This window comes from Vibrio furnissii CIP 102972 (genome assembly GCF_000176175.1).
GTDB lineage: Bacteria > Pseudomonadota > Gammaproteobacteria > Enterobacterales > Vibrionaceae > Vibrio > Vibrio furnissii.
The window spans coordinates 34266-46932 of sequence record NZ_ACZP01000016.1 but is presented as its reverse complement, the minus strand read 5'-3'; the positions used below and the strand labels follow the sequence as shown (position 1 = coordinate 46932).

Here is a 12667-nt window from a genome sequence, read left to right as displayed (position 1 = left end):
ATCAGTTCAAAGGGCCGAAAGGCCCTTTGTCATTCCAGCGCCGCCAAAATGGAGCAATGGCTGGCGTCATCATCCCGATGGCCGCAGCAGGCGTCGTTGATTTTTTTCAGGGCGCTGCGAATGCGCATCAGGTCGGCAATTTTCTCATCGATCAACATCAGCTTGGCCGAGGTAATGGATTTGACCTCTGCGCAGCTGTGCTCGGTCGCTTCCAAACGAATCTCAAGCAGTTCCTTAATTTCTTCCAGACTCAACCCCAGCTCTTTGGCTTTGAGGATAAAACTTACCTGTTTCTGATTCTCTTCATCATACAGTCGGTAACCCGAATCGCTGCGACCGGCTGGCGAGATCAGCGCATTTTTCTCGTAAAAACGCAGCGTATCGGTGGAAACTCCACACCGTTTCGCCAATTCACCTATCTGAAACATAACTGCACCTATTTACTCTTTGGTTACTTTTTTCGCTTGAAAAACCTGTTTTTAGCTATTATTTTCCCAATGCCAAACGATTGCGCGAGATCTTTTGTAATAAATTGGTTAGAATACGCGCCATCCGAACTCTTGGAGAAAAAGGTCTTTACCAAAACTGACCAAGGGGTGATGCAGCGCTATCCCTCATGAACAATTTTGGCAAACATCTTTCGTCATTAACTCCGTGAATTTAAGGAAAATGGAAGCATGAATAACGCTCGTCCAATTCGCCGTGCACTCATCAGCGTATCAGATAAAACTGGCATTGTTGAGTTTGCAAAAGCGCTCTCTGAGCGCGGTGTCGACATCCTGTCTACTGGTGGTACCGCTCGCCTACTTGCCGAGCAAGGCATTGCAGTAACTGAAGTCTCTGACTACACCGGTTTCCCAGAAATGATGGACGGGCGCGTGAAAACGCTGCACCCGAAAGTTCATGGTGGCATTCTTGGCCGTCGTGGTCAGGACGACGAGGTCATGAACACGCACGCCATTAACCCAATCGACATGGTGGTGGTGAACCTTTACCCATTCGCGCAAACCGTGGCCAATCCGAACTGCACACTGGCTGACGCGGTGGAAAACATCGATATCGGCGGCCCAACCATGGTGCGCTCTGCGGCGAAAAACCACAAAGATGTGACCATCATCGTGAACGCGAGCGATTACGACCGCGTGATCACCGAAATGGATGCAAACGAAAAATCACTGACGCTGGACACGCGTTTTGACCTCGCCATTGCTGCGTTTGAACACACCGCGGCTTACGACGGCATGATTGCCAACTACTTCGGCACCATGGTTCCGAGCTACGGCGAGAACAAAGAAGGCGATGAGGCATCAAAATTCCCACGCACCTTCAACCAACAGTTCATCAAGAAACAAGACATGCGTTACGGCGAAAACAGCCATCAAGACGCCGCGTTCTACGTCGAAGCAAACCCAGAAGAAGCGTCGGTGTCTACCGCACGTCAGATTCAGGGGAAAGCCCTGTCTTACAACAACATCGCCGATACCGATGCGGCGCTGGAATGTGTCAAAGAGTTCGCTGAACCAGCATGTGTGATCGTCAAACACGCCAACCCATGTGGTGTGGCACTGGGCGGCGACATTCTGGAAGCGTACAACCGCGCCTACCAAACCGATCCAACCTCCGCATTCGGCGGCATCATCGCGTTTAACCGCGAACTCGATGCAGCAACGGCCACAGCCATTGTCGAACGCCAGTTTGTTGAAGTGATCATCGCACCAAGCGTCTCTGCTGAAGCGATTGATGTAGTGGCGGCGAAGAAAAACGTGCGCCTGCTGGAATGTGGCGAATGGCACAGCAAGACCACTGGTTTTGATGTGAAACGCGTCAACGGTGGCCTGCTGGTTCAAGACCGCGATCAAGGCATGGTGACACTGAGCGACCTGAAAGTGGTTTCTCAACGTCAACCGACCGAAGAAGAGCTGAAAGATGCGCTGTTCTGCTGGAAAGTCGCGAAATACGTCAAATCAAACGCGATTGTGTACGCCAAAGGCGACATGACCATCGGTGTTGGCGCAGGCCAAATGAGCCGCGTCTACTCCGCGAAAATTGCGGGTATTAAAGCGGCCGACGAAGGTCTGGAAGTGGCTGGCAGCGTAATGGCATCCGATGCATTCTTCCCATTCCGCGATGGTATCGATGCTGCCGCCGAAGCGGGCATTAAATGCGTGATTCAACCAGGTGGTTCCATGCGTGATGAAGAAGTCATTGCTGCTGCGGACGAGCACGGCATGGCGATGATCTTCACCGGCATGCGTCACTTCCGTCACTAATGCTTCGAGCCGTCACAGGGGAGCCAGCCAGCGTGGTCGCGCTCCCCATGATGCAAAGATCCGAATTTAAAATTAAGGAATTCATTTATGCGAGTTTTAATTATTGGTTCTGGCGGTCGCGAGCACGCGCTAGGCTGGAAAGTCGCGCAAAACCCTGCGGTTGAAACCGTATTTATCGCTCCGGGGAACGCGGGCACCGCGCTGGAAGCGAAGCTGCAAAACGTCGATATCGCAGTTGAAGATGTCGCGGGCCTAGTTGCCTTTGCACAGAACAACGCGATTGAGCTGACGATCGTTGGCCCTGAAGCGCCGCTGGTCATTGGCGTGGTGGATGCATTCCGTGCCGCTGGCCTGCCAATCTTTGGCCCAACGCAAGCTGCCGCGCAATTAGAAGGTTCAAAAGCGTTCACCAAAGATTTTCTAGCGCGCCATAACATTCCAACCGCCGCTTATGCCAACTTCACTGAAATTGAGCCAGCGCTGGCGTATGTGCGTGAACAAGGTGCACCGATCGTCGTCAAAGCCGACGGCCTCGCCGCAGGCAAAGGCGTGATTGTCGCCATGACGCTGGAAGAAGCGGAAGACGCTATCAAAGACATGCTGGCAGGCAACGCGTTTGGTGATGCGGGCAGCCGTGTTGTGGTGGAAGAGTTCCTCGATGGCGAAGAAGCCAGCTTCATCGTGATGGTCGATGGCGAAAACGTGCTGCCAATGGCCACCAGCCAAGACCACAAACGTGTCGGCGACCAAGACACTGGCCCGAACACCGGCGGCATGGGCGCTTACTCACCAGCGCCTGTGGTGACCCAAGCCATCCACGATCGCGTGATGCAGGAAGTGATTTACCCAACCGTGCGTGGCATGGCGGCCGAAGGCAATCCATACACAGGTTTCTTGTATGCCGGCCTGATGATCGACAGCACTGGCGCGCCTAAAGTGATTGAATACAACTGCCGCTTTGGTGACCCAGAAACCCAGCCGATCATGATGCGTATGCAATCTGATCTGGTGGAACTGTGTCTGGCAGCGATTGATGGCAAACTGGACCAAGTGGAATCGAAATGGGATCCACGCGCGTCCATCGGTATCGTGCTGGCTGCGGGTGGCTACCCGGGTGATTACGCCAAAGGCGACATCATTTCCGGCCTGCCAACCACGGAAGTGGAAGGTCAGAAAGTGTTCCACGCGGGCACCACCGACAAAGATGGCCACGTCGTCACAAACGGCGGCCGCGTGCTGTGTGCGACCGCGCTCGGCAATACCGTGTCAGAAGCGCAGCAACGTGCGTACGAACTGGCAAAACAGATCAGCTGGCATGGCATGTTCCACCGCAACGACATCGGTTACCGCGCGATTGCTCGCGAGCAGGAAAACCAATAACGTCCATCGTTGATTCGCAAAAAGGCGCCGTAAGGCGCCTTTTTTCTATTCGGGGTGTCTGCTCAAATGAGCACGCGATTAATCGCTAATCAGATTCGGACGCCGAATGCAGTCGTGGTTATCATCCGCTAGCATCAGCAGCTCTTCGACATACACTTTGTCGTTACGGATTTTGCCCAGAAACGCGACATAGCTGTCGAGCGATGACAGTCGGTTGACCACAAAATTGGGCAGCGTCTGATTAAATTCAATTCGGCGATATTCTCGCCCGGTACAGGTTTCAAACACTTCACCATCCCACACACCTTGGATCAATTCCAACCCTTGTGCATCCTGAGATTTGGTCATCTCGGCGAGTGCGTTTGCCTGCTGCTGATAGTGCGATAACTGATCTTGGTTGAGGGGCAACACTTTCCCGTCGACACGGTATTGCTGATACACCGCTTCACCGTCTTTGTTGAAACGCAGTTGCACACGATAAGGTACCAAGACCTTGTTTTTCGGTTGAACGCCTTCGCGCACAACTTCACGCACTTGGCCTTCATCCCAACGATAACTGGATGTGTACCAACCAAAACGCTCAGACGACACATAATCTGCCGCACTGCTGGGTTGGTTTTGACGTTCGGTATACCAATAGAAACTGGTCGCGTCCCCCATACTTTGTCCCCCGGTGTAGTCACTGATTTGTTCGAGGTTAGGTGTTGGGAGAGAAGAGGAGCATCCGGCCAATACGCCCAATGCCAATAAAGGAAACAGAATTTTTTTCATAGAGGGAAAAACGCCGAGACAGACATCTCGGCGTTACATCAATTACTTCACTGAATCTTTCAGTGCTTTACCAGCAACGAATGCAGGTACATTTGCTGCTGCGATTTTGATCTCTTCGCCAGTTTTTGGGTTACGACCTGTACGCGCTGCACGGTGATTTACTTTGAATGTACCAAAACCAATTAGTTGAACTTGGTCACCCTCTTTCAGTGCGCCTTCAACCGCGCCAAGAGTAGCTTCAAGAGCAGCTTTAGCCTGAGCTTTAGATAGGTCTGCTTTCTCTGCGATAAAGTCGATTAATTGGGTCTTGTTCATTAGGTTTCCCTTCTCATAGGTTATCGAATTCAGTTCACTCTAAAGCATAAATGCCCCGTCTGGCAAAGGTTTGTCGCGTAACTTGTGCCTCTCTGACGTACTTTTAACCATAATATGAGTAATAACTCACAATTTGTTACGGATTGGGCCAAGCGCCTGACGGAATTATCACGCAAAATGGCATCCCAGATTGTTGGCGAAGCCCCGCTACGCCTGATGTATCAAGGTGTTTCGGAATTAAGAAACGTCACAATCAATACGGACACTTAACATCAACAGCACGTTTTTTTGCTGTTAAAATGCAGCCATCAGCGTGGCAGTTTTGCAAACACGACCACGCTGCTCCCCCGAATGTCACACATCCCCATTCGGGGGTCATGATAGGTATAACCATTAAGGAACCCGCATGCTTTTGCTTACGATATACGTCACTGTGGCGATTAGCGTATCGTTTATTTGTTCTGTGCTTGAAGCCGTTTTACTCAGCCTAACGCCCAGCTATCTGGCGCAGTTGCGCCAACAAGCGCATCCGTCCGCTGAAAAACTGGCTCGACTCAAAGGCGACATTGACCGCCCGCTGGCGTCGATCCTCACCTTAAATACCATCGCCCACACCATTGGTGCGGCGAGCGCAGGCGCACAAGCCGCCGTTGTCTTTGGCAGCCAATGGCTCGGCGTGTTCTCAGCCGTGTTGACGCTCGGTATTCTGGTGCTATCTGAAATTGTGCCCAAAACCATTGGCGCGGCGTACTGGCGCCAACTGGCACCAGCCAGTGCGGTGATCCTCGATTGGATGGTGTGGTGTCTGACGCCGTTTGTCTGGTTTTCGCAGCAAATCACCAAACGCTTGGCGCGCAACATTGAAGTGCCACGCATGCGCGATGAACTGTCGGCCATGGCGCTGCTCGCCAACGAAAGCGGAGAACTGGCAGAAGGAGAATCGAAGATTCTCAACAACCTGCTGAGCATCAGCGATGTGCCAGTCACGCAAGTGATGACGCCGCGTACCGTGCTGTTTCGCGTCAATGCCGCGTTAACCATCAACGAATTTCTCTCCCAGCACAGCGACACACCGTTCTCGCGCCCGCTGGTGTACAGCGAAGACATCGACGACATCATCGGCTTTGTCCATCGCCTTGAACTGTTTAAGTTGCAACAAAGCGGCTTTGGTGACAAACAACTGGGCATGGTGATGCGCCCGATTCACGTGTTGCTCAACACCCAAACGCTCCCCAAAGCGTTTGCTCAGATGATGAAAAACCGCCTGCAGCTGTCCTTAGTGGTGGATGAATACGGCACCGTGCAAGGATTGTTGACGCTAGAAGATGTGTTTGAACACCTGCTTGGCGAAGAGATCATCGACGAAGCGGACCGCACCACCGACATGCAAAAACTCGCGACCGAACGCTGGGAAAGCTGGAAACGCGAGCACGGCGTTATTGAAAGCCGCGACGAAGAAGAGGACGCGCCGCTCGATAGCCGCAAATAACCCACTGCCAAAAAAAACGCCCCGAAAAATAAGGGGCGTTGTTGTATTTACGACGTGACGTGCAAATGGCGGAAATCATGCCCGGTTGGCGCTTGTGCCGCCCGTAACCCAAAGTCCGGCAACACCGCATACAGATGATCAAAAATGTCTGACTGAATGCGCTCATAATCCACCCACGCGGTGGTGTTGGTAAAACAGTACAACTCCAGTGAAATGCCTTCATGCGTCGGCGCTAACTGTCGCACCATCAACGTCATGCCTTGATGAATATCAGGATGCGCACGCAGGTAGCGTTCCAGATAAGCGCGGAAGCTGCCCAAATTGGTCAGGCGACGCCCATTGATTAAGCATTCCTCGTCAAACTGCTGACTGTGGTTGTGCTGCGTGATCTCTTCCAACTTGGTTTTGATGTACGGCTCCAACAGTTTCGCGCGCGTCAAATACTCAATATCCTGCTGCGATAAAAAGTGCACACTGGTGGCATCAATCAACACACTGCGTTTGATGCGGCGGCCGCCCGAGTCTTGCATGCCTTTCCAGTTCTTAAACGAATCGGAAATCAGCGCGTAAGTTGGAATCGTGGTGATGGTTTTGTCCCAGTTTTGTACTTTCACGGTGGTCAAACTGATGTCAATCACATCGCCATCGGCGCCATATTTGGGCATTTCCAACCAATCGCCCACGCTGAGCATTTTATTGGCTGACAACTGAATCCCAGCCACCAACCCAAGGATGGGATCTTTAAACACCAACATGATGACCGCGGTCAGTGCGCCAAGTCCGCTGAGCAGAATCACCGGCGATTTGCCCACTAAAATCGACGTGGTCAGCAGCGCCGCGATGACAAAGAAGACGATTTTCAAGCTCTGTACAATGCCGCGAATCGGCATGTTGCGGCCCAATGGCGTGCGCGAGAGCAGTGTGTCCGCCACATCCAGCAACGAATACAAGGCGAGCAACGCAAACAGCACAATCCACAGTGCTACCAGCGTCAGAATCCAATCGCGAATCACGCTCTCCGGCGCCAGCCATAGGTTGGTTTGCACACCAATCAAGAGGCCCTGAATCACCAGTGCGATGCGGCTAAACAATTTGCCCGCAAACAGCGCGTGACGCCAAACCGCATCGGATTTTTCTGCGCGGCGTTTCAGCCACGCGACCACGCCTCGATGGAGCACAATGTGCACCGCCACCGCGATCAGCACGATCAAACCTAACGCTTCTGACAACTTAATAAACTGAGACATTTCGATGCCAAACTGGCCCAGCCAAGTCTCCAAAGACTGCAACATCCTTTACTCCTGCATTTTGGACTACGTGATACGCATCCTAACGCATTATGGGGTATCGTGCTGTGGTAGCTAACAATTTATAACAATATTGGCCGCGGGCAGGCCGAGAGGGGAAAAACAGACAGGTCGTCGCAGGCAGGAGGCGTGCTCCCGCCCGCATCCATCAATTACAGTGACACACCAATGTTGCTGATGCAGTCGTCACGTAGCTCTTGACGCAAATCTTTGATCAAGTCGATATCGCGCTCAATCGCTTCACGCAGTGGTCGGTAGATGGCCCATTGCACATCCCACTCTTCGCACACGGCTTCGTTCTCTTTCTGATTGTCGTTGGTGATGGTTTCACCGGTTTGCGCTTCTTCCAATTGTGCGACGGTTTGTACCGAAATCTGGCTGACTTTCTGCATCGATTCGTACAAATCATCGCGATCCAACAGGCCATGCAACGCTGTCGCGAGCGCTTCACACGCATCAATCGCCGGATAAACTGCGTACAAGTCAAACTCGTCGGAGGTCGGGATCAGCTCTTCCAGTTTTTCCAATTGACGCTCAAAATTAATCTTGGCGTTTTTCACCGTCATCAATTCCCAAATGCTGTCGAGAATTTCACGGTAACTGCGTGGCTCAGCGAATTGGGTATGTTCACAGAACATGGCGTAATTCGGGTACATGCGTTCACATAGACACGCCATAAAGGTAATCTGTTGCCAAGGTTCAAACTTCTCAAGGCGAAGTTGCAAAGGGTTCTGTAACCCATTTGATGTCTGTAACATGGTCACTCAATTCGTTGCGGAAAAAGACAGCGGAAGTGTACTGGATAACCAGCGGGGAAAAAAGGCGCATCTATGAACAATTTCACTCATCAGCTGTACATTTTAACGGAGCACAACGCCTGCTATCGCGAAGCCATTGAAGCCCTGCACCTGCCTGAGCTTGCAATCACCGACGATCGCAGCCAAGCCACCTTGCTACTGGCCGCACCTCCGCTGGCGGCGCAATGCTTGGATGAGTTTCCTCGCTTGGAGTGGCTGCAATCGGCATACGCTGGGGTTGATGCGCTGATCGCACCTGGCTTGCGACAAGATTATGAACTGACCAACGTCAAAGGTATTTTTGGCCAACAGATTGCCGAATACGTGCTTGGTTACACCATCAGTCACTACCGCCATTTCACGCGCTATCAACAGCAGCAACACCACCTGCAGTGGCAGCCACATCGATATCAATCCTTGAACGGCCAAGTGATGACGATTCTCGGCACAGGCTCCATCGGTGCTCATTTGGCGAACGTGGCGACAGCGTTTGGCTTCACGGTGATTGGCGTCAACAGCTCCGGCATTCCGCCCAAGCACGGCGCTTTCAGCCAGACGTATCACATCAATGAGTTGCCTGCGGCACTTGCTCAGGCAAATATCGTGGTCAACACCTTGCCCAATACGCCAAGTACGCTGGGATTACTGGGTAAGACCACCTTGAGCCATTGCCAGCAAGCCCTGCTGTTTAACGTCGGCCGAGGCAAAACCTTGGTCGAAGACGAACTGATTCCACTGATTGAAGCGGGCCATATTCAACATGCCTTTTTGGATGTATTTGCCAACGAGCCACTCAACGACACACATCCGTTTTGGGCACATCCAGCCATCACCGTCACGCCGCACATTGCAGCGCTAAGCTTTCCGCAGCAAGTGGTGGACATATTCGCTGCCAACTACGCGCTGTGGCGCGACGGCTTTCAGCTCAATCACCGCATTGATTTTAGCAAGGGGTACTGATGCTTCACGATCTGCTGCGCGACATTCGCCAGTGCCGCGTGTGTGAACCGGCCCTGCCCTTGGGTGCCAATCCCGTGATTCAAGCGCACGAAGCGGCGCGGATTTTGATCATTGGTCAAGCACCCGGGATTCGCGTGCACCAAAGCTCGGTACCGTGGAACGATCCGAGCGGCGATCGCTTGCGGCGCTGGCTCGACATCGACAAAGAGACCTTTTACGACCCCAAACAAATCGCCATCATGCCGATGGGGCTGTGTTATCCGGGCAAAGGCAAAAGTGGCGATCTGCCGCCGCGTCGAGAGTGCGCGCCGCTGTGGCATCAATCCGTCTTGGCCCAGTTGCCGAACATCCAAATGACACTGCTGATCGGTCAATATGCACAAAACTATTATCTGAAAGACAAACCTGCCACCCTGACCGAAACCGTGCGTCAATGGCAACGCTGGGCACCGCATTACCTGCCACTCCCCCACCCATCGCCACGTAACACATTGTGGCTCAAGAAGAATCCTTGGTTTGAACAAGACGTGGTCGCTTACATTGCGAGGCATGTCAAAACGCACATTAATTAAGCAAAATGTAATTTACACGGATGCATAAGCATTCAAAAATCTGATCACCTTCATATAAACGTGATCTTCTCCCAAAAAACGCATTTATCTTAAAAAGATAACTATATAGTATGCAAATTCATACTTACGTTTAGTTGCGCTTATCAAATAACACCATGCTATCAATAAATAACAAAGTCATCATCGCCTTATGCAGTGTGGCTTTATGGGCTTGTCAGTCAACCACACCACCCGATTGGTACAGCAAGCCGCCAACCAATCAACCGGAATACATCACTGCTGTCGGTGAAGGACGCAGTTTAGATCAGGCCAAACAAGCCGCGCTCAGCCAAATCAACGCCCAACTTTGGACTCAAATTGATTCGTCGTTCGCATCACGCGATGTCTATCAAAGTCGAAATGAGCTTTCGTCCACCAGCTCGCTTGTGGATAACAAAATCAATAGCAAAACATCGACGATCACGTTCACCGGGATTGAGTACCCACAAGTCGAGCACAACGACATCGCCTACTACGTTCAGGCCAAAGTCAGCCGCGACACAATCATCCGCCAATTACAATCCGATATTGAGCAAAGCAATCGCAACGCTCAGCGTCAACTTGACCAACGCCAACATCAAGACCCGCTGGTGTGGTGGTTAAATAACCGACAGCGCACCTCGGAAGGCAATGCGGTTGCCGTGCGCCAAGCCATGCTGCGTGCGCTCGATCAGGACCTCATACCTAAGGCACCAGCCGTTGATACGCTGCTCAGCACCATTGCCGAAGTTCAGTCGACGATCGTCATTCGCTTTGCCGCTTCAGCCAAAAACAAGAAAAGCGCTGAACTGCTGGCCGATAAATTCTCTCATGAACGTTTGAAAACCACCTTCAAACGCACCGCTGCCGCCACACACACACTCAAGTTGACCTCAGAGTTACGGCAAAGCACGGTGGGAGAAGCCTATATCTCAACTCAGATTACGACCCTCAAACTCCAAGGTCGAAAAGGAAATATCCTCGCGAGTAACGAAATTATTTCTAGCGGGAATTCTGTGTCCAATTACTCCCTGTCCAAGGAGGGAGCCGAGCGTCATTTCGCGGAAATCGTCGACGCTCAAGGGCTATGGAACGCCCTCGGAATTAAATAAAAAAACAATATGGAGTTGTCTATTATGCTAAAACAAACCGCAGTGGCGCTGGGTGTGTCTTTGATGCTCTCCGGCTGTATTTCGACTGGCCCAGACGCCATCTGTACACCGGATATGGCCGTGAACTTGGCGAACGCCGAAGTGCCAGCCAAGTCCAGCGAAGACCGAAAAGTGATCGTGTTACCTGTCGACATGGACTTCAAAGACAGTGCGCAAAAGAAAATGCAATCGGTCATTCGTAACGCGCTAGAAAGCCAAGTGATTGAAACCGGCACGCAACTGGTGGATCGTAAACTGGCTAACAAGCTGAAAAAAGAAATCAAATTGGCGGAGCAAAGTGGTCGCTACAACACCAAAGGTGTGCCGATTGCCGACTACGCTGTGTTGACTGAAATCACCAGCACCGATTTCTCAAAATCTTTTGATGAAGCGCGCAGCTACAAAAACAAAAAAGGCGAAACCATTCACGTTCCAGCCAGCTGTCGTTACGAAGTGGATGTGACGGCGATTGTGAAAATTGTCTCTCTGCCAGACATGACGCTGGTGAAACGCATCGAAATTAAAGGCGACGACTCGTCATCCACCGAAACACGCAATTCAAGCTGCCCAATCTCAAATGCCGGATACCAAGGCTTGGCCAGTAAAGCCGCCGCAGAAGCCGTGGAATACAGTTCCGATCTGAAAAAGATGATGGCCGCCAGCGCGCCCGTGCTTGAAGTTCGTCAATGTGAGGCGGGCATCATGGCCAAGATTGCGATTGGTTCTGAGAAAAACGTGAAACCCAACGACACCATCGCCTTTTCCAAGATCCTCAAAAACAGCGAAGGCGAGCTAGAAACATTCGCCGTGGGTGAAGGCACCGTGGTCAACATTCCAACCCACGGCATCAAGGCCAAGTACTCTTGGGTCGGCATTGATGAGGAAACCTCACTCAAGCTGCGCAAAGGCGATGCGGCGAAAATCGTGCCTAAAGATTGTAACAGCCTGCTCGACCTCGAATGCCACGCGCAAACCACAATGAAAAGTATGGGACTATAACCGATGAAAAAAACACTTCTGATGAGCGTGATGGCGCTCTCTCTGGCCGCTTGTAACAGCACACAAACCGTTGAACAGGCGCAGCAATTTGCGCAGTGTACTTTCCCGGATGCCCCAACGACCGAAGCCCCAGCGTGGATCTGTGATGTAATGCCAACGGATCTGGAAGCTGGCGCAATGGGCTATGCCAAGAAAAGTGCCGCAGGCATGGGCGTGATGCGTAAAGTGGCGATCAACGAAGCACGCGTGCAATTGGCCGCGCAATTCCAAACCGACGTCAACAACCTGTTTAAGCAAGCGGTTCAAAGCTCGGTCAACACCACCAATGACGTCGCCGTTGAAAACGTGGTGGAAACATTCGAAAACGTCACCAAGAACGTGGTTACCCGCAGCCTGTCGAACAGCAAACTGATCGTCAGCCAAGTGAGTCCAACGGGCGGCCTGTACGTCCTGGTGGGCATGGACAAAGCCACGTTCCAAGCCAACGTCGATCAAGTTGTGGATGCCGCATCTAAAGACGCGAAATTATGGAATCAATTCAACAACGAGAAAGCCGCGGAAGACTTGACTAACGCGCTGAACTCACTGAAATCCATGTAACTCAGACAAGGCAGGGCTACCGATTGCCCTGCCTTTAT

At 51.9% G+C, this 12667-nt stretch carries 14 protein-coding genes; 9 read left to right on the top strand and 5 right to left on the bottom strand.

What is annotated here, in order from left to right:
* Nucleotides 1-29: 29 nt before the first annotated feature.
* Complete coding sequence (zntR, locus tag VFA_RS18210; RefSeq protein ID WP_004728328.1) at nt 30-428, bottom strand: Zn(2+)-responsive transcriptional regulator; 399 nt, start codon at nt 426-428, stop codon at nt 30-32.
* A gap of 2 nt (nt 429-430) precedes the next feature.
* Between zntR and VFA_RS23940 the strand changes: the two genes are divergently transcribed.
* The 3 genes from VFA_RS23940 to purD all read left to right on the top strand — a co-directional run bounded on the left by VFA_RS23940 (nt 431) and on the right by purD (nt 3650).
* Nucleotides 431-589, top strand: a complete 159-nt coding sequence (locus VFA_RS23940; protein WP_081454175.1) for a phosphoribosylamine--glycine ligase — start codon at nt 431-433, stop codon at nt 587-589.
* An 88-nt stretch (nt 590-677) separates the two neighbouring features.
* Nucleotides 678-2270 carry a bifunctional phosphoribosylaminoimidazolecarboxamide formyltransferase/IMP cyclohydrolase gene (gene purH, locus VFA_RS18205; RefSeq protein WP_004728327.1) on the top strand — a complete coding sequence of 531 codons (1593 nt, stop codon included), beginning with the start codon at nt 678-680 and terminating at the stop codon, nt 2268-2270.
* 87 nt (nt 2271-2357) lie between these two features.
* Nucleotides 2358-3650, top strand: a complete 1293-nt coding sequence (gene purD / locus VFA_RS18200) for a phosphoribosylamine--glycine ligase (RefSeq protein ID WP_004728326.1) — start codon at nt 2358-2360, stop codon at nt 3648-3650.
* A gap of 78 nt (nt 3651-3728) precedes the next feature.
* On the opposite strand, the gene VFA_RS18195 is transcribed toward purD, so the two are convergent.
* Both VFA_RS18195 and hupA read right to left on the bottom strand, forming a co-directional pair.
* Nucleotides 3729-4421 (bottom strand): DUF1481 domain-containing protein, encoded by a 693-nt coding sequence (locus VFA_RS18195; RefSeq protein ID WP_038152523.1) that lies wholly within the window; start codon nt 4419-4421, stop codon nt 3729-3731.
* A gap of 42 nt (nt 4422-4463) precedes the next feature.
* Nucleotides 4464-4736, bottom strand: a complete 273-nt coding sequence (hupA, locus tag VFA_RS18190) for a nucleoid-associated protein HU-alpha (RefSeq protein ID WP_004728324.1) — start codon at nt 4734-4736, stop codon at nt 4464-4466.
* A gap of 406 nt (nt 4737-5142) precedes the next feature.
* Here hupA and VFA_RS18185 point away from each other — a divergent pair, with 406 nt between their 5' ends.
* Entirely contained in the window at nt 5143-6225 is a 1083-nt protein-coding gene (locus VFA_RS18185; protein WP_004728323.1) for a CNNM domain-containing protein, read from the top strand.
* Nucleotides 6226-6272: 47 nt separating this feature from the next.
* Here the strand turns inward: VFA_RS18185 and VFA_RS18180 are convergent, their stop codons facing one another.
* Together VFA_RS18180 and VFA_RS18175 are read right to left on the bottom strand one after the other, a co-directional pair.
* A complete protein-coding gene (locus VFA_RS18180) occupies nt 6273-7517 on the bottom strand; it encodes a mechanosensitive ion channel family protein (RefSeq protein WP_004728322.1) in 1245 nt (414 codons plus the stop codon).
* A gap of 167 nt (nt 7518-7684) precedes the next feature.
* The gene (locus VFA_RS18175) at nt 7685-8290 is read right to left on the bottom strand and encodes a YjaG family protein (protein WP_038152521.1); all 606 of its coding nucleotides are present in this window, start codon (nt 8288-8290) and stop codon (nt 7685-7687) included.
* Nucleotides 8291-8362: 72 nt separating this feature from the next.
* On the opposite strand from VFA_RS18175, the gene VFA_RS18170 reads away from it, so the two are divergent.
* From VFA_RS18170 to VFA_RS18150, 5 genes are all read left to right on the top strand, one after another.
* Nucleotides 8363-9289: a D-2-hydroxyacid dehydrogenase gene (locus VFA_RS18170; RefSeq protein ID WP_004728320.1), complete on the top strand. Its 927-nt coding sequence runs from the start codon at nt 8363-8365 to the stop codon at nt 9287-9289.
* Nucleotides 9289-9861, top strand: a complete 573-nt coding sequence (locus tag VFA_RS18165) for a uracil-DNA glycosylase family protein (protein WP_004728319.1) — start codon at nt 9289-9291, stop codon at nt 9859-9861. The genes VFA_RS18170 and VFA_RS18165 overlap by 1 nt, the downstream gene beginning before the upstream one ends.
* A gap of 155 nt (nt 9862-10016) precedes the next feature.
* Nucleotides 10017-10991, top strand: coding sequence for an LPP20 family lipoprotein (locus VFA_RS18160; protein ID WP_004728318.1), 975 nt, complete (start codon nt 10017-10019; stop codon nt 10989-10991).
* A gap of 24 nt (nt 10992-11015) precedes the next feature.
* Nucleotides 11016-12029: a hypothetical protein gene (locus tag VFA_RS18155; RefSeq protein ID WP_004728317.1), complete on the top strand. Its 1014-nt coding sequence runs from the start codon at nt 11016-11018 to the stop codon at nt 12027-12029.
* 3 nt (nt 12030-12032) lie between these two features.
* Complete coding sequence (locus tag VFA_RS18150) at nt 12033-12629, top strand: LPP20 family lipoprotein (protein WP_004728316.1); 597 nt, start codon at nt 12033-12035, stop codon at nt 12627-12629.
* The last annotated feature ends 38 nt before the right edge of the window (nt 12630-12667 follow it).